Origin of the sequence: Arthrobacter agilis, from assembly GCF_006494655.1 — a bacterium.
Lineage (GTDB): Bacteria > Actinomycetota > Actinomycetes > Actinomycetales > Micrococcaceae > Arthrobacter_D > Arthrobacter_D agilis.
Genome location: NZ_VHIM01000002.1, coordinates 23,074 through 39,183, shown reverse-complemented (window position 1 = coordinate 39,183; position 16,110 = coordinate 23,074). Strand labels below are relative to the sequence as shown.

16 protein-coding genes and 2 tRNA genes are annotated in these 16,110 nt (G+C 67.5%); 5 read left to right on the top strand and 13 right to left on the bottom strand.

What is annotated here, in order from left to right; genetic code table 11:
- Nucleotides 1–120: 120 nt before the first annotated feature.
- Nucleotides 121–540, top strand: a complete 420-nt coding sequence (locus tag FJV46_RS02975) for a hypothetical protein (RefSeq protein ID WP_087030188.1) — start codon at nt 121–123, stop codon at nt 538–540.
- Nucleotides 541–555: 15 nt separating this feature from the next.
- On the opposite strand, the gene FJV46_RS02970 is transcribed toward FJV46_RS02975, so the two are convergent.
- The 8 genes from FJV46_RS02970 to FJV46_RS02935 all read right to left on the bottom strand — a co-directional run bounded on the left by FJV46_RS02970 (nt 556) and on the right by FJV46_RS02935 (nt 6,328).
- Nucleotides 556–1,653 (bottom strand): UDP-N-acetylmuramate dehydrogenase, encoded by a 1,098-nt coding sequence (locus FJV46_RS02970; RefSeq protein ID WP_232008464.1) that lies wholly within the window; start codon nt 1,651–1,653, stop codon nt 556–558.
- Nucleotides 1,650–2,090, bottom strand: a complete 441-nt coding sequence (locus tag FJV46_RS02965) for a MaoC family dehydratase (protein ID WP_087030191.1) — start codon at nt 2,088–2,090, stop codon at nt 1,650–1,652. Before FJV46_RS02965 ends, FJV46_RS02970 begins: the two co-directional genes overlap by 4 nt.
- A gap of 2 nt (nt 2,091–2,092) precedes the next feature.
- A complete protein-coding gene (locus FJV46_RS02960; RefSeq protein ID WP_087030193.1) occupies nt 2,093–2,542 on the bottom strand; it encodes an FAS1-like dehydratase domain-containing protein in 450 nt (149 codons plus the stop codon).
- 61 nt (nt 2,543–2,603) lie between these two features.
- Nucleotides 2,604–2,834, bottom strand: coding sequence for a hypothetical protein (locus FJV46_RS02955; RefSeq protein ID WP_087030196.1), 231 nt, complete (start codon nt 2,832–2,834; stop codon nt 2,604–2,606).
- Nucleotides 2,835–2,878: 44 nt separating this feature from the next.
- On the bottom strand, nt 2,879–3,811 hold the full coding sequence (locus tag FJV46_RS02950) for a DUF2797 domain-containing protein (RefSeq protein ID WP_232008465.1): 933 nt from the start codon (nt 3,809–3,811) through the stop codon (nt 2,879–2,881).
- 33 nt (nt 3,812–3,844) lie between these two features.
- Entirely contained in the window at nt 3,845–4,894 is a 1,050-nt protein-coding gene (locus FJV46_RS02945) for an ATP-dependent DNA ligase (RefSeq protein WP_087030198.1), read from the bottom strand.
- A gap of 138 nt (nt 4,895–5,032) precedes the next feature.
- Entirely contained in the window at nt 5,033–5,599 is a 567-nt protein-coding gene (locus FJV46_RS02940; protein ID WP_087030201.1) for a type 1 glutamine amidotransferase domain-containing protein, read from the bottom strand.
- A 123-nt stretch (nt 5,600–5,722) separates the two neighbouring features.
- On the bottom strand, nt 5,723–6,328 hold the full coding sequence (locus FJV46_RS02935) for a helix-turn-helix domain-containing protein (protein WP_087030203.1): 606 nt from the start codon (nt 6,326–6,328) through the stop codon (nt 5,723–5,725).
- Between the two features lie 91 nt (nt 6,329–6,419).
- Between FJV46_RS02935 and FJV46_RS02930 the strand changes: the two genes are divergently transcribed.
- Complete coding sequence (locus FJV46_RS02930; RefSeq protein WP_087030206.1) at nt 6,420–7,556, top strand: NAD(P)/FAD-dependent oxidoreductase; 1,137 nt, start codon at nt 6,420–6,422, stop codon at nt 7,554–7,556.
- Nucleotides 7,546–8,175, top strand: coding sequence for a class I SAM-dependent methyltransferase (locus tag FJV46_RS02925; protein WP_087030209.1), 630 nt, complete (start codon nt 7,546–7,548; stop codon nt 8,173–8,175). The genes FJV46_RS02930 and FJV46_RS02925 overlap by 11 nt, the downstream gene beginning before the upstream one ends.
- A gap of 19 nt (nt 8,176–8,194) precedes the next feature.
- Here the strand turns inward: FJV46_RS02925 and FJV46_RS02920 are convergent, their stop codons facing one another.
- Nucleotides 8,195–8,992 carry an endo alpha-1,4 polygalactosaminidase gene (locus FJV46_RS02920; protein WP_197715694.1) on the bottom strand — a complete coding sequence of 266 codons (798 nt, stop codon included), beginning with the start codon at nt 8,990–8,992 and terminating at the stop codon, nt 8,195–8,197.
- A 444-nt stretch (nt 8,993–9,436) separates the two neighbouring features.
- Here FJV46_RS02920 and FJV46_RS02915 point away from each other — a divergent pair, with 444 nt between their 5' ends.
- Together FJV46_RS02915 and FJV46_RS02910 are read left to right on the top strand one after the other, a co-directional pair.
- On the top strand, nt 9,437–11,137 hold the full coding sequence (locus tag FJV46_RS02915; RefSeq protein WP_158250105.1) for a glycosyltransferase family 2 protein: 1,701 nt from the start codon (nt 9,437–9,439) through the stop codon (nt 11,135–11,137).
- Nucleotides 11,134–12,747, top strand: a complete 1,614-nt coding sequence (locus tag FJV46_RS02910; RefSeq protein WP_087030213.1) for an ArnT family glycosyltransferase — start codon at nt 11,134–11,136, stop codon at nt 12,745–12,747. The genes FJV46_RS02915 and FJV46_RS02910 overlap by 4 nt, the downstream gene beginning before the upstream one ends.
- Nucleotides 12,748–12,858: 111 nt before the next feature.
- Here FJV46_RS02910 and FJV46_RS02905 read toward each other — a convergent pair.
- From FJV46_RS02905 to FJV46_RS02890, 4 genes are all read right to left on the bottom strand, one after another.
- Nucleotides 12,859–12,932 (bottom strand) — tRNA-Met (locus tag FJV46_RS02905).
- A gap of 54 nt (nt 12,933–12,986) precedes the next feature.
- Nucleotides 12,987–13,058: transfer RNA gene (locus FJV46_RS02900), tRNA-Thr, on the bottom strand.
- Nucleotides 13,059–13,184: 126 nt separating this feature from the next.
- A complete protein-coding gene (locus FJV46_RS02895) occupies nt 13,185–15,110 on the bottom strand; it encodes a DEAD/DEAH box helicase (protein WP_232008467.1) in 1,926 nt (641 codons plus the stop codon).
- A 336-nt stretch (nt 15,111–15,446) separates the two neighbouring features.
- The gene (locus FJV46_RS02890; protein ID WP_087030427.1) at nt 15,447–16,103 is read right to left on the bottom strand and encodes an MOSC domain-containing protein; all 657 of its coding nucleotides are present in this window, start codon (nt 16,101–16,103) and stop codon (nt 15,447–15,449) included.
- Between the last annotated feature and the right edge of the window lie 7 nt (nt 16,104–16,110).

The following is a 16,110-nucleotide window of genomic DNA, read 5'->3' as shown; positions in this document are numbered from 1 at the left end:
GCGCTACGTCAACACTCGATCCTAGCGACAACCGAGGACAGTTTCCCGACAGTCCCGGTCCTTGCCCCCTGGGCCAGGGAAAAGGTCGGTGGGCGGCGGCACCATGGGCGCATGGACCCCATGAATGCAGACACCGTCCTCCGGCGCTTCTTCGCCGCGAGCGGGCACATCCGGCATCCGGAGAGCCTGCTCAGGTACGAGCGGGTCCAGAGCCACCTCCGGACCTACCTCGAGGACGTGGCGGCCGAACGGCTGGGGCGGCCCGATCGGGCTCTGCTCGCCCTCGAGCGACAGTTCGACGACGGGACGCCCTACGCCCGGATCATGGGGGCGCCCGAACTGCTGCATGCGCTACCGGACTTCCTGGCTCCGCCCCAGCTCCTGCCGGACTTCCACGACCGCCTGGCCCAGATCAGTGCTACCTCGAGACTCGCCCAGTGGCTGTGCTCACGCCGGCTCGTCCAGCGGGAGGAGAGCTGGAACGACGTCGTCCTCACCCGGGCGGCGGCGGAACAGGCGCGGCGCTCCCCCGCCCTGTGACGGCCCGCGCCCGGGCTACAGCGAGCAGTTGACGAGCAACGGCTCCGCCTCGAGCCGGATACCGAATCGCTGGTCCACGCCGTCGCGCACGAGTCGCGCCACCGACAGCAGATCCGACGTGGACGCCCCGCCGCGGTTCGTCACCGCCAGCGTGTGCTTGGTGGAGAGGGACGCGCGGCCGCCGGCGGCAGCATGACCGTCGTCGTCCGAGAGGCCGAAGCCCTTCGAGAACCCGGCATGCTCGATCAGCCAGGCGGCGCTGAGCTTCACGCGCCCGCCCCCGGCTGCCGGGTAACGCGGAGCATCCCCCGGAAGACCGGCGGCCACGTCCTCGGAGACGATCGGGTTGGTGAAGAAGGACCCGGTGCTCCAGGTGTCGGGGTCGGGTGCGTCGAGGACCATGCCCTTGCCTGCCCGCAGGGTCAGGACCGCGCGGCGCACGTCGGTGGCGTAGGCGCGCGCACCGACCTCGATCCCCAGCGTCCTGGCCAGTTCCGCGTAGCGGACGGGCGCGCTCATGCGTCCGAGGCCGAGCTGGAACTGGACGGTCAGGACCACGTAGCGCGGGGAACCCTCGACTGTGCTCCGCTTGAGCAGCGAGTCGCGGTACCCGAATCCCAGCTCGAAATTGGTGAAGCTCCTGATGCTGCCCGTCTCGCGGTCGTAGGTGCGCACCGTCGCGATGGTCTGCGCCACGTCCGATCCGTAGGCGCCGACGTTCTGGACGGGTGTCGCGCCGGTCGACCCGGGGATCCCCGAGAGTGCCTCGAGCCCGGAGAACGCGTGCATCACGGTGTACTTCACGAGGTCGTCCCAGTCGTGTCCGGCCTGCACCGTGACCATGACGCCGCCGCAGCTCGCGTCGTCGTCGTCCACCGTGAAACCTGACGACGTGATGTGGAGAACCGTCCCGTCGAAGCCGTCGTCGCCGACGAGGACGTTGGAGCCCCCGCTGATGATGAGGAGCGGGCGTCCCTCGGCGTCGGCAGCGCGGACCGCGGCAATGATCTCCTGCTCCGTCGACGCCTCGATGAGCTCGCGCGCCCGCCCCCCCACGCGGGCGGTCGTCAGGTCGGCGAGGGGCGTGCCGGACACCGCGACGGGCGCCGTCATGCGAGCTTCACCACGGCCTGCGCCTTCACGAGGACCTTCTGTCCGGCGGACGTGACCGTGAGATCGATCCGCGCCGTCGACCGCTCGGTGTCGATCGCCCCGACCACTCCGGTCACCTCGACCACGGCACCCGGTTCACCCGGCTGCGCGGTGGTGTCCTCGACGACCACCGGCTTCGTGAAGCGCGTCTGGTAGTCGAGGATCGCGGCAGGATCCCCGCACCAGTCGGTCACCAGCTGGACCGAGGCGCCCATGGTGAACATCCCGTGCGCGATGACTCCCGGGAGGCCGACACCCTCCGCGAAGGACGGGTTCCAGTGGATGGGGTTGAGATCGCCGGACGCCCCCGCGTAGCGGACCAGGTCCTGGCGCGTGATCCCGACGGTGCGCGTACCGATCTGCAGCCCGACCTCGAGGGTGGCGAGTTCTACGGTCATGCTCACTGGTCCTCTCCGCGAACGAGCAGCGACGACGTCGTCGTGGCGGTGCGTACGCCGTCGACCGTGGAGATCTCGGCGCGTGTGGTGATCATGGCTCCGCCGCCCATCGCGCGGACCTGGTCCACGTGGAGTTCGGCGACCAGCTCGTCGCCGGCGACGATGGGGCGGTGGTGGACGAAGCGCTGGTCGGCGTGGACCACGCGCGAGAAGTCAATTCCGGCGCTCGGGTCACCGATCAGCTGTGCGTCCGCCCGCTGCGCCACGATGATCGCGAAGGTGGGCGGAGCCACCAGATCGGCATGGCCGAGGGCCTCCGCGGCGGCGACGTCGTAGTGCGCCGGATGCGTCGCCTTGACGGCCCGGGCGAAATCACGGATGGCCTCGCGTCCCACGGAGTAGCTGTCGCCTGCGGGATAGCTGCGTCCCTGCAGGCCTGGGTCGATGGTCAATGAATCCTCCGATGGAAGGGGGCGGGGGTACGGCGAAAGCAGAGGGTCAGGACGGCCCGGGTCAGCGCCGTGCCTTCAGACGACGGCGCATGTCGCGGGACCTCACGACCATACCGGCGAGATGGCATACCATGCCGGCCACGATGATCGGGATGGCCGTGAAGACCAGGGTCCGCTGGTCCGTCACCGCTCCGACCACCGCCACGAGGATGCCGAGGGCCGTGGTCACGAGGGCCGAGATCACCAGCTTGCGATAGAGGTCGGAGCCGGTCTCCCAGGGCGTGTTCAGCATGACCCGATTCTACCGCTGACCTCACCCCACAGGACGGCGGCAGGTCAGAAGAGGGATTCCTGCACGGCCGGGATCGGTGTGCGGAAGGCTCCGAAGCGCACACGCCGGCCCTTCAGCTGAGCCAGGTCGGCGATGAAGCGCAGATCCGTGCCGTCGAGGGCGACCAGCGCCGACGGTCCGAGGACGTGCTGCACCGTGAAGCCGTGCCGCCCTGTGGTCAGCGGCTGCGGATAGGGCTGGAGCGCCGCATGGCCGAGAACGGCCGACCAGGACGCGGGCGGCTCGAACTCCTCGCGCACCACCTCGTACCCGTCGATGCCGAGTCCACCTTCGAGCAGGCCGCGCGTCGCCAGGGCGAAACCGTCGTTCACGTGCTCGAGCCGTGCGGCCGCCAGCGGTGCACACAGCGCGGTCGCCTTGACCCCGGATCTCACGGCCTGCTGGAGACCGACAGCCCGGGTCACGCCGTCCTCGAGGACCCGCACCACCCGTCCGTCCGCGGCGTACGCCACGAACTGGGCCACGACGGCGCCCTGCTCCACGAGGCGGGCGTGCTTCCGTGGATGGGAGGCGGTGCCCACCTTGGTCGATCCGTCGGCGAAGGTCGCGACGTACAACCAGTGCGGCTGCTCGAGATAGCGCTTCAGCCCCGCGGGTGCGATCCCGGAACGGTGGAAGTCGTGCATGAACCGGACGTCGTCCTGCGCGAAGCATCGGCCGCACGGGGAGCCTCTCTCCGCCGGGGCCTGGTCCGCGCAGCGCACCCACGTGCGGTCGTCGCGGCCGTGCACGCGATGGAAGCCGAGGCAGAACCGTCCTTCATCCGCGACCTCGAAAGCGACCCGCGCGCCGGGTGTGAGCGGCAGGTCCGGTGCAGGGGCGTCGGCGGGCTCCCTGTCCTCCTGAACGGCGTGCAGGGACAGGACCGGGCCGGAGGAGCGCCAGGTCACGCCGCTGCTCAGGTACGTGGGGGTCACATGACCACCCTAGGTCCACCGCCGACGACACGATCAGGCAAGCACGTTCCTGAGGTCATAGGCAACCGGGAGGTCGAGCTGGTCGAAGGTGCACGAGCGTGCCTCGCGGTCCGGCCGCCAGCGCTCGAACTGGACCGTGTGCCGGAAGCGGTCACCTTCCATCTGGTCGTACCGCACCTCGACCACCCGACGCGGATGCAGTCTGACATAGGAGACGTCCTTTGCCGAGGCGAACCGGCTGCGCTCCGTGGCGCCCCGCTGGATCTCGCCGTCGTCATCCCGCAGCACATCCGGTTCCAGCTCCTCCACGAGTTCGAGCCTGCGCTTGGTGGAGAAGGCGGAAATGCCGCCCACGTTCCGCAGTTCACCGTCGACGTCGTACAGGCCGAGCAGGAGCGAACCGATGCCCTGACCCGATTTGTGGACGCGGTACCCGAGCACCACGGTGTCGGCGCTGCGGTGGTGCTTGATCTTCAGCATGCGGCGCTTGTTGGGTTCGTATGCGGCCGCCAGCGGCTTCGCGACGACGCCGTCGAGCCCCGCCCCTTCGAACTCGACGAGCCAGCGGCGGGCGAGCTCGACGTCCCGCGTGATCTGGGAAAGATGTACCCGGCCGCCGAACGATTCCCCGATGCCCTCGAGCGTGCGGCGCCGTTCCCGGAAGGGAAGGCCCGTGAGATCCGTCTGGTCGAGCGCGAGGAGGTCGAAGGCCACGAACGACGACGGCGTCTTGCCCGCGAGCAGGCGGACGCGGCTCTCGGCAGGATGGATGCGCTGGGACAGGGCCTCCCAATCGAGGCGCTCGGCACCCTGTTCACCCCGGCGGACGATGATCTCCCCGTCGACCACGCACCGCTCCGGCAAATGTTCGAGCAGGGTCTCGACGAGTTCCGGGAAGTAGCGGGTGAGCATCTTCGACCCGCGGCTGCCGATCTCGCAGCTTCCGCCGTCGATGCGCACGATCGCCCGAAAGCCGTCCCACTTCGGCTCGTAGACGAGCCCGCCCGGCACGCTGTCCTGGTTCGGTACGGCATCGACGGCCTTGGCGAGCATCGGCTGGAGGGGGAAGGGCAGGTCGGTCATGCCCTGATCCTGTCTCATCGGGAGTGGTTCCGGCCAGAGGGTGAAGCCGGCGGAAAGAAGGCGGTGCTGCGGACGCGAGGAAGTGGCGACCGGACTCGATCCGGCCGCCGTTCCCCGCATCCCTGCTGGAGGAACTCCTCAGGCGGTCTGGCCCTCGTGCGGGCCTTCCGCGATCTCCTCGAGCAGCTTGTCATTGAAGGCGTCGAGGTCACCGGGGTTGCGGCTCGTGACCAGTCCCTGGTCCACCACCACCTCCTCGTCGCTCCAGTTGGCCCCTGCGTTCTTCAAGTCGGTGGCGAGGGTGTGGTAGGACGTCAGGTCGCGGCCCTTGACCACACCCGCCTCGATCAGCAACCAGGGTCCGTGGCAGATCGAGGCCACCGGCTTGTGCTGTTCGAAGAAGGCGCGGGTGAACGCCTGGGCGTCGGCGTCGACTCGCAGGAAATCGGCGTTGACGACGCCGCCCGGCAGGACGAGGGCGTCGTAGTCGTCCGCAGTTGCGTCAGCGACTGCGAGGTCCACGTCGAAGGTTTCGCCCTTGTCCATGCCGTCGAAGCCCTGCAAAGTCCCCGTTTTCGGTGACACGAGCGTGGGGACGCCTCCCGCCTCCTTCACGGCGTTCCACGGGCTGGTGAGCTCGATCTGCTCCACTCCGTCCGTCAGCAGGAATGCGACTTTCTTGCCTGAGATGTCATGTGCGGGCATGCTGTTCTCCCTTGCGTAGAGCGTTGGCTGTCATACGGTCTCCAGCCTAGGAACCCCCGAAGTGATAAGCAAGCTGAGCATTTCCTGTTCCGACTGCTGCTTGGCGCCTCCGGGCGGGGCGTTCTACCGACCCGCGCCGAAGTGCCCTCCACGCTGCGGGCGCGCCCTGACGTGCATGCGTTCGCCCTGCCGGCCGAACAGACTGATGAACTCCACCGTCTTCCCGTCCGCGCTGGCGAACCAGTGGGGTGTATGGGTGTCGAACTCGGCGGCCTCACCCGGACCGAGGACGAAATCGTTGTCCCCCAGCACCAGGCGCAACGAACCGTTGAGGACGTAGAGCCACTCATAGCCCTCGTGGACCTGCAGGTCCGGCTCCGTACCGCGCGCATCACCTGCGAGGACCATCTTGAAGGCCTGCACGCCCCCCGGCCGGCGCGTCAGCGGGATCGCCGTATGGCCCTGGTGCTCGATGGGACGCAGGTGGATACGCGGATCCCCGGTGGGCGGCGCCCCGACGAGATCGTCGAGCGGGACGTCGTAGAGCTGGGCGATGGGCAGCAGCAGTTCCAGGTTCGGCCGGCGCTGACCGGCTTCCAGGCGGGACAGGGTGCTCACCGAGACACCCGATGCCGCGGACACCTCGGCGAGTGTCAGGTCGCGCTGTGTCCTGAGGGCTCGCAGCCGGGGGCCCACCGCGTCGAGTACGGCATCCAGTTCGAAGATCATCAGCCCATCTTGCCATATCGGCAAACTAACTTGCGGACATTCTCCGGCATGCCGATGCTGGAGACACACCCGCTACCCGAAGGAGACTTCCTTGCCACACACCGACGGCACCCTCCCTGCCCGCTACGACGTCGTCGTCATCGGAGGCGGCCCAGCGGGCCTGAGCGCCGCCGTCACGCTGGCTCGCGCGCAGCGATCTGTCCTCGTCATCGACGCCGGGGCGCCGCGCAACGCCCCCGCCCGGGGCGTGCACGGATTCCTCACACGCGAGGGCATGGACCCCCGCGCCCTCCTGGCAGCCGGGCGCGGGGAGGCGGAAGCGTACGGCGCCGTCGTCCTCGACGGCGAGGCAACCAGCCTCCGGCGGACGGCCGAAGGCTTCGGGGTGGAACTCGGCGACGGCCGCGCGGCGGCCGGCAGGCGGCTCCTCCTCGCCACGGGGCTCGAGGACGGACTTCCCGCCATCACCGGCTTGCGGGAACAGTGGGGCGCTGGCGTCGTGCACTGCCCCTACTGCCATGGCTACGAGATCCGCGGGCAACGGATCGGCATCCTCGGCACGGGCCCCCTGTCCGTCCACCAGGCCCTCCTCTTCCGGCAGTGGTCGGAGAAGATCACGCTCTTCCTCCACGACACGGTGGAGCCGACCGAGGAGGAGTGGGAGAAACTCGCCGCACGTTCCATCAGCGTGGTCGACGGCAGGGTGGTGTCCGTGGACCAGGCGGACGGCGTTCTGACAGGCGTCACGCTCGAGGACGGGGCACACATCGACCGCGATGCGCTGGCGGTCGGGACGCGGATGAATGCGCGCGGCGGCCTGCTCGAGGGCCTCGGACTCGACCTGCAGGATCATCCCACCGGAATGGGAAGCTTCATCGAACCCGGTCCCATGGGTTCCACGGCCGCCTCCGGCGTGTACGTCGCGGGCAATGTCTCGAATCTCTCGGCGCAGGTGATCGTCGCGGCCGCGGAGGGCACCATGGCGGGCGCGATGATCAACGCCCACCTGATCGAGGAGGAGACGGCCTGGGCCGTGGAAGGCCGCAGCGGACCGTTCTCCGCTGCGGGCGAGGCCGAGGTCTCGGAGCGCGTCCTTGGCAAGCGCCACCTCGGGCTGCATGATGGGGCGGTCACGCCCGCTCCCGGAACCGACACAACCACACCGACACCGATGCCGACGTTGGCATTGACGACGACGCCGGACGAAGGAGTGCACCATGCTCGTTGAATACACGCAGGAGTTCTGGGACGACCGCTACCGCCAGCGGAACCGCATCTGGAGCGGGAAGCCCAACCGGCACCTCGTCGCCGAGACAGCCCGACTGCCCCCCGGGAGGGCGCTCGACGTGGGCTGCGGTGAGGGAGCGGACGCTGCGTGGCTCGCGGAACAGGGCTGGAGCGTTCTCGGGATCGATGTGTCCGAGGTCGCTCTGGAGCGGGCGCATGCGCACTCGGCGGAACTCGATCCGTCGGTCGCTGCACGCCTGCACTGGAAGCAGGTGGACCTCCTCGCAGCGCCGGATCTGCCCCGTGACCTCGACCTCGTGTCGGCCCAGTTCCTGCACCTGCCCGAGCCGCAACGCTCACAGGTCTTCGCGGAGCTCGCGACCCTCGTGGCCGTCGGCGGAACGCTGCTGATCGTGGCACACGATCCGTCCGACCTCCACTCCGGGGTGGGGCGGCCGCACCAGGCCGACCTCTTCTTCACCGCGCCGGAGATCGCCGCCCTCCTGGACGATTCGTGGGACATCCGCGTCTGCGAATCCCGTCCGCGGGTGGAGCGGAGCGCTGACGGGCATGAGCACGCGATCAGCGACGCGGTCCTCCTGGCAATGCGCCGGAGTTGACGTCCGGGCGCTGTCGACGTCAGCAGGTCCGGAACACGTGGCCGGGCTCGCCCGCCGCGCGGAGTTCACGGTCGCGCACCACGGTCGACGCCGGTCGGTCGCCGGCGGCGCAGGGATCGTCCGCCGACGGTCCGGGGTACTCGACCGCCAGCACCGCATCGCCGTAGACCGCCGTGTAGGCGGCGCACTCGGCGAACTCGATGCACTGCTCGGCGATCGCGAAGTCGAACCCGACCCTCTCGAGTCCGGCAGCCTCCTCGGCTGCGTTCTTCTGGCCCACGAGTAGGCCGAGCGCGTGAGACTCCCGGAGCAGCACCTCCGCCAGCGCTACGTTGTCCGCGAGGGCGAGCCGGCCCTCCGACCGCCGGTAGGAGTCGAGATTGTCCAGCTCCACGGCGTCGAACCCCTGCTCCGCGCAGGTCCGTAGGACACGGACGGCCCGAGCAGCGATGGCCTGGCGTCGGGCCGCGGTCCCTGTGTCCAGCAGGTACTCGTCCGGCCACTCCGGATCCACCATCGGGGTGCCGTCCACCTCGAGGACCAGCCCGTCGGTCAGCCAGCCGGCCGCCTCGCCCGGCTGGCTCTGGAAGGCGTTGACGTAGCAGATCGAGTACAGCCCCTCCGCGGGTCCACTGTCCACGCTCCGCACGACGACGCCCACCCCCTCGTCGGGCTCGTAGGCCCCGCCGAGCTGATAGTCCCACGACACCCCGGCGGGGAAGGGCCGGGGATCGTCCTGCGGGGAACAGGCGACGGCAGATGTCGCGCCGAGCAGGAGGATCACCGCTACACGTGTCCACCGCCGGAGTATTCCCATTGAGCCACCGTAGCGCCGTCCGGAGCGAACCGGCGTCCGGCGCCCTCGGCCGGTCGGCGTGGGCTGACTGACCGGGCGCCGCCGACACCCCGACCGACGAGCGCCTGCGGTATCCGTCACGTGTGCGGCGCGCTGACGAGACAGTGATCGTCCTGCTGAACAAGTGGAATTTTGAGTAGTAATCGTCAGATATCGGGTACCGCTTACTCGTGTGCACGCCCGAAAGCTGGCCAATCATTGCATTGAGGTCCGACTGCTCGGACCACACCCTCCTTTCCCTGGTTATCAAGCCGGTCATCTCGGATGACCTTGCTAGCCAAAAGACCCATGCCAACTTCGTCGACGAAGTCCACTGCGTCGAGCGGCCGTCGGCGCTGCTCCCGATGCGGTGAGCCACTTTCCTCGAATGGGCATGCGCTCTTTCTGAAGGAGGCAGACGCGGGCGTGGGATTCGGCAGCGACCCCACGGCCATCAATCGCAAGGGAAACGCATTGGTCCTGATCAATAGTCTGCGCACGGGTCGCTCAGCTGACGCGGCAGTAGTCCGCGACGCACGTCCCCTCACTAACGCTTTCAGCCCTACGAGCTTCGACTGGCTGACCCCTCCCGACGACGAGGAGAAGTACTCCTACCTGCGAACGCCGCAGCATCGTTGGGTTTTTTGGGCTTCCGCCGGAGCCATGGCGGGGGTGGCAGCCAGCTTCGTCGGTCTTGCGACGCAGTCCTACTGGACGCTGGTCTTCCTGCTGCCATTGGTTCTACTTGTCGTCGAGCAGATCCTCAGTCTGTGGACCTCGACTTTTCGTCGGCGCGTGTCGATGGCAGACCACGCGTCCACCGTCGACCTGTGGAATCCCACGCGGATACCCAGCGTCGACGTCTTCCTTCCCACGTGCGGGGAGGACCTGGCGGTCCTCTCCAATACGGCTCATCACATCCGGAATCTGGTGTGGCCGGGCACGCTGGAGGTGCACGTTCTTGATGACGCCGCGCGCCAGGAGGTTCGCGATCTCGCGACGCGCAGCGGCTTCGAGTACAGAGCCCGCACCGGCAGCGACTTCAAGAAGGCCGGGAACCTCCAGGCTGCGTTCGAGGGCACGTCTTCCGATCACGTCGTCATCTTCGACGCGGACTTCGTGCCCCGGCCGGATTTCCTGCTGGAACTCGTGCCCTACATGGATGATTCCAGGGTCGGGATCGTCCAAAGCCCGCAGCATTTCTCCACCGACCGCTCGATGTCCTGGTTGGAGCGGTGCGCGGGCGCGACACAGGAACTTTTCTACCGGTTCATCCAACCCTCGCGCGACGCCGTAGGCGGAGCGATCTGCGTGGGTACATCGGCGGTCTATCGCCGTGAGGCTCTGGATGCAATCGGCGGCTTTCCGCTGATCGGTCACAGCGAAGATGTCTATACGGGCCTGCACATGCAGGAGCAGGGATACCAGCTCAGGTACGTGCCGACGCTCGTCTCACGGGGTCAGTCGCCGACGGACGTCGATTCCTTCATCGCCCAGCAATACCGATGGTGCGAGGGATCGATGTCGCTTGTGGCGTCGAACTCTTTCCACAACAGCGGTTCATTGACCCTTCGCCAGCGGGTCAGTTTCTGGGCCGGCTTCCTTTACTACATCAGCACGGCAACGGTTGCGCTTCTCGCGCCGATTCCCTTGTTGGTCATGGCGTTCCTGTTCGGCCAGAACGTCACTCCCCTGAACTCCCTCCCACTGCTGGGCGCAGTGGTTCTGTGGCTGATCGTACTGCCGGCGGTCTCGTTGGGCCGCTGGCGTCTGGAGGTGTTGCGCGTCCAGACCCTCTACGGCTTCGCCCATCTCTTCTGCATTGCCGACATGTTCCGCGGGCTGGTGTCCGAGTGGGTGCCGACCGGCAGCGTTGCCGCGCAGGTCCCCATCGGGCAGCGTGTGCGGTCCTTCATGGGCCCCTACATCCTGATCACCCAGACGATGACGCTGATGGGACTGGGATTGGGCGCCTATCGGTTCGGTATCGATCAGTTCTGGGCCACCATCGCCCTTTTCGCCCTCTCGGCCTATGTGTTCGTCCCTGTCGGGGTGCTGTCGATGGGCTGGGGTCGGGCGGCAGCCGCCGCCCATGAGCCTGCACGAAGGACGGAGGTAGCCCAGTGAGCACGACCATCGACTACCGCCCGACATGGCGAGCGGCGGCCGGATCCTTCCTACCACCGGCCAAACGTGCGGGGGCCGATCGCTACATCCGCCACATCCCAATCGCTCTGATTCTGCTGATCCAGGCGGTAGCGGCACTGCGGCTGACCAACACGGCCTTTCAGGACGAGGCGCTGTACCTCTACACCGGCGACTGGATCATGCAGTCCTGGATCGATCCGGAGGTCGTGGTGTCGACCAACCCCGACGCATTCTTCTCGGGAGCGCCGATGCTCTACCCCGTGTGGGCAGCATTCCTGAATCAGCTCGGCGGACTGGCCCTGGCCCGTTCGTTCTCCATGGTCTGTATGCTCAGCGCGACGGTAGCGATCTACTGGGGCACCAATGTGCTGTTTGATCACCATTCTCGTCCGCGAACTGCGGGCATCTTCTCCGCGTTCATCTTCGCCCTGTCAGCTCCTGTTATTTTTCTGTCGAACTTCGCCACGTTCGACGCGCCCAGTTTCGCTCTCATCGCCTGGGCGACGGCGCTCAGCATCTGGTCGAGCAAACGAAACCGCTCAGCCCTATGGGGAGTGGTGATCGGGACCCTGTGCTCCCTGGCTGTGCTGCTGAAATACTCCTCCGCCATCGATGTCCCGTTCGTGATGCTGCTCACCCTGGTCGTCGGTTGGGCCGTGCGGTCCACACGAGGCCGAGCGGTGGCGCGCGGGGCGATCGCAGGACTCACTGCCCTTGTGCTTTTGGTCGGTTCCGCGCTGACATGGGCCTCGACGCTGCTTGCCGGTCTTCGGATGACCACCACCGACCGGGCCGCGATCGTCGACGAGACGCCGGTCTTGGTTCTGGTCAGCCACGTCGGAGTCTGGGCTGGGATTGCATTCGCGCTCATGCTCGGCGGTGGGATCTACCTGATGCGCCGCCAGCCGATCCTGGCGATGTTGCTGCTCGCAGGGACGGTGACGGCCGCCGGTTACCAGATCTGGATGGGTGAGTCGGTGTCCCTGCACAAACACCTCGTGTTGGGGATGATCTTCGGCGCGCCGCTGGCAGGCGTCCTACTGGCGGCCCTGGTGCGGGCCGCGCGGCGCATCTCCGTCCTGCTCGTCGTGGTGGCTTGCTACGTCGCGCTCATGGGCGGGCTCATCCAGTCCGAGAAGCTTTTCGCAGTCTGGGTCGACACGTCGCCGCTCCATGAAACGGTCGAGTTCGCGGTCGATTCGATGCCACAGCTTTGCTCGCTGGTCGAGGTGCCCGAACCCCTGACCTACTCGTTGGGCGACAAGACCGATCCCTGGCAGTGGACCTCGACGTACGAAGGCTCGTTCTTCTACGATGACCCCCAGGACAAGGGGCAGGTCCTCCTCCAGGGACTTGAGGCTTACCAGCGAGCATTGGAGGACAACTACTTCCAACTGGTCGTCCTCGACGGCAGCACCACCATCGGCAGCCAGTTGCAGCCGGAAGCATCCGGTTTCATGCACACCGACACACTCACCGACCCCGACACCGGCCATATCTGGAAGATCTACCAGAGGTTCGATGACATCCCGCAGTCGACGTGCTCCACGCAGGACGCTCCCGCTGTCGCTCAGGGCGCTGCCGACTGAAGAACAGCTTCGCCGGATCGGACTCGGATCACTCCGCCAGCTGCAGACGGATCCATGAGCCGAACGCAAAAGAACCCCCCGGAATCTGAAGGACTCCGGGGGGTTCTTTTGTAGCGGTGCCGGGACTCGATCCCGGGACCTCACGATTATGAGTCGTGCGCTCTAACCAGCTGAGCTACACCGCCCCAAATGAGACTGCCCGCACCGACCTGGTGATCGTCACGGGCCCCTCATTCGCGAGCCCCCCACCGGAATCGATCCGGTGACCTCGTTCTTACCAAGAACGCGCTCTACCACTGAGCTAGGGGGGCAACAGCAAGAAACTTTACCAGTTCCCAACCGCTGGTGCGAAATCGTCGGACCCCCGGAAGGCGCCTCCCCGATTCCACCTCGGACCCGCGCTGGGCGCGGGTCCGACGGGGATCACACGATGCTTGCTACCACTGCTCGGACTGTGCGTTGGAGCGTCCTGCGCCCGCCCCTGCGCCCTTGCCGTGCCGGGGCTTCCGGCTGGCATCGCCCGAGAACCGGGTGTCACCGTCGCGCTTCGGGAAGTCCTTCTTGAAGGGCTTCTTGAACTCGCCCGCGCCGCGGTTACCCGAGGGCTTGCGGCCCTTGTCGAGCTCGAGGTGGATGAGCTCCCCACCGATACGGGTCCGGGAGAGGGCGCGCAGTTGGTCCTTCGACAGGTCGGCCGGAAGCTCGACGAGGCTGTGGTCCGCGCGGATGTCGATCCCACCGATCTGCGAGGAGGAGATTCCACCCTCGTTGGCGATGGCGCCGACGATCGAGCCGGGCATCACGCGCTGGCGACGTCCCACCGCGATGCGGTAGGTGGCGTTGCCCTCGGTGAGGGTGCGCGTCGGGCCGCGGGACCCGAAGGCATCCTTGCGACCCTCGGCGCGCTCGCGCTGGCCGGCGGGGGCCACGGGGATGTCCTGGACGAGGATCGGCTGGCCGCCCTGCGCCATGATGGCGAGTGCCGCAGCGATCTCGGCCGCCGGCACGTCGTGCTCGCGCTCGTAGTTCGCGATCAGGTCACGGAACAGCGAAACGTCCTCGGTGGCCAGCGTCTTGGTGATCTTCTCCGCGAACTTGTTCAGGCGCAGCTCGTTGATCTTGGCCGTGGAGGGCAGCTGCATCTGCTCGACCGGCTGGCGCGTGGCCTTCTCGATCGACCGGAGCAGGTACTTCTCCCGCGGGGTGATGAAGAGGATCGCGTCACCCGAGCGGCCCGCGCGGCCGGTGCGGCCGATGCGGTGCACGTAGGACTCGGTGTCGTGCGGGATGTCGTAGTTCACCACGAGCGAGATGCGGTCCACGTCGAGTCCACGGGCGGCGACGTCCGTGGCGACGAGGATGTCGATCTTGCCGTCGCGCAGGGCCTCGACCGTGCGCTCACGCTGCTGCTGGGGGATGTCTCCGTTGATGGCTGCAGCCGAGAAGCCCCGTGAACGCAACTTGTCCGCCAGGTCTTCGGTAGCCATCTTGGTGCGGACGAAGGCGATGATGCCGTCGTAGTCCTCCACCTCGAGGATGCGGGTCATCGCGTCCAGCTTGTGCGGGCCCATGACCTGCAGGTAGCGCTGGCGCGTGTTGGTGCCCGTCGTCGTCTTGCCCTTGACCGAGATCTCGGCGGGGTCGTTCAGGTACTTCTTGGCGATGCGGCGGATGGCCGGGGGCATGGTCGCGGAGAACAGGGCGACCTGCTTCTCGTCGGGCGTCGAGGAGAGGATCTTCTCGACGTCCTCGGCGAAGCCCATGCGCAGCATCTCATCAGCCTCGTCCAGGACCACGTACTCGAGGTTGGACAGGTCGAGCGAGCCCTTCTCGATGTGGTCGATGACGCGGCCCGGAGTGCCGACGACGACCTGCGCGCCACGACGGAGGCCGTTCAGCTGCGGGCCGTAGGGCGATCCACCGTAGACGGGGAGGACGGTGAAGCCCTCCATGTGCTTGGCGTAGGACGTGAACGCCTCGGCGACCTGGAGCGCGAGCTCGCGGGTCGGGGCGAGCACGAGGACCTGCGTGTTCTTGCTGGGGCCGCCGTTGATGTCGGCGAGCTCGGCCATCTTGGACAGCGCGGGGATGGCGAATGCTGCCGTCTTGCCGGTGCCGGTCTGGGCGAGGCCGACGACGTCGCGGCCTTCGAGCAGCGCGGGGATGGTCGCTGCCTGGATGGGTGAGGGCTTCTCGTAGCCGACGTCGGTGAGGGCGGCGAGGACGCGGCCGTCGAGGTTGAGGTCGGTGAAGCGGATGTCCACGCCGTCGTCCTCCGGCGCGGCGGCGGGAGCCGCAGCGGTCGCCTCGGTGACGGCTGATGGAGTGGTGTCGGTGATCTGCTCGGACAGGTTTTCAGGCACGGGAAGAATCCTCCAGGTAGGTGCCGGTCGGCCCTACGGGATGGAGCCCGGAGTGCCGAATGAACATAGAAATCCGGCACTGTTTCAATCCCGCGGCAGGACTTCTTGCCACACGTGGTTCTCTGCTCTCTCAGCAGTGATGTGTGACTTTTCTTCTAGCCGGCGCTCCCTGATGAATCTGCTCGTGAGTCTGTGCTCCGAGCCCCAACACAACCTATCCGGCCCGAAAGGGGCGGAAATAAAGGGAATACCGGTGTGGGGGATGTTTCAAGTCTACGGCATGCGGGCGCCCGCGGACGTCGCAGGGACGACGGCGGGAGGGTGACGTTCGGCACGTCAGGTGAGCGACGCCACTCTCAGGGCCTGCAGCGCGGCCTTCCGCACCTGCGGGGTGAGGCTGAGCGTCTTCGAGTCGGCGGCGCCGAGGAGGGACTGCGCCTGCTCCTCCGACAGACCGGCGTAGACCTGCGCAGCGGTGACCCCGTGCTCGGGGACATCTGTCACCCTGATGGTGTCCCCGGCCGAGACGGTCCCCTTCGTGACGACGCTCAGGTAGGTGCCCACGCGGTTGGCCTCGGCGAAACGCCTGACCCACGACCGCTCCCCCAGGTAGCGCGCGAAGTTGATGCACGGCGTACGCGGCATGGTCACCTCGAGCACCACCTCCTCGCCGATCCTCCAGCGCTCCCCGATGACCGCATGCGAGGCGTCGACGCCGGACACCCTCAGATTCTCCCCGAACAACCCCGGCGTGACCTCGCGTGCCAGTTCCGCCGACCAGAAGTCGGCGTCGTGCTGTGCGTAGGCGTAGACGGCCTTCGTGGGACCGCCGTGGTGCTTGCGGCTGGCCTGGACATCGCCGGTGAGCCCGAGGGTGTGGACCGTCACCGGCCCCTCGACCGGCCGCTTGTCGATCGCGGTGACACCCGTCGAGTCCTTGGTGGGCAGGAGCCCGTGGACGCGGCAGACGGCGAGGAGGGTTCCGGTGGTCATGGCGACC

What these genes read in the sequence shown, in the direction of transcription:
- FJV46_RS02975 (WP_087030188.1), top strand. Translation starts at nt 121, where the DNA reads ATGAATGCAGACACCGTCCTCCGGCGCTTCTTCGCCGCGAGCGGGCAC.
- FJV46_RS02970 (WP_232008464.1), bottom strand. Translation starts at nt 1,653, where the DNA reads ATGACGGCGCCCGTCGCGGTGTCCGGCACGCCCCTCGCCGACCTGACG.
- FJV46_RS02965 (WP_087030191.1), bottom strand. Translation starts at nt 2,090, where the DNA reads ATGACCGTAGAACTCGCCACCCTCGAGGTCGGGCTGCAGATCGGTACG.
- FJV46_RS02955 (WP_087030196.1), bottom strand. Translation starts at nt 2,834, where the DNA reads ATGCTGAACACGCCCTGGGAGACCGGCTCCGACCTCTATCGCAAGCTG.
- FJV46_RS02945 (WP_087030198.1), bottom strand. Translation starts at nt 4,894, where the DNA reads ATGACCGACCTGCCCTTCCCCCTCCAGCCGATGCTCGCCAAGGCCGTC.
- FJV46_RS02940 (WP_087030201.1), bottom strand. Translation starts at nt 5,599, where the DNA reads ATGCCCGCACATGACATCTCAGGCAAGAAAGTCGCATTCCTGCTGACG.
- FJV46_RS02935 (WP_087030203.1), bottom strand. Translation starts at nt 6,328, where the DNA reads ATGATCTTCGAACTGGATGCCGTACTCGACGCGGTGGGCCCCCGGCTG.
- FJV46_RS02925 (WP_087030209.1), top strand. Translation starts at nt 7,546, where the DNA reads ATGCTCGTTGAATACACGCAGGAGTTCTGGGACGACCGCTACCGCCAG.
- FJV46_RS02920 (WP_197715694.1), bottom strand. Translation starts at nt 8,992, where the DNA reads ATGGGAATACTCCGGCGGTGGACACGTGTAGCGGTGATCCTCCTGCTC.
- FJV46_RS02890 (WP_087030427.1), bottom strand. Translation starts at nt 16,103, where the DNA reads ATGACCACCGGAACCCTCCTCGCCGTCTGCCGCGTCCACGGGCTCCTG.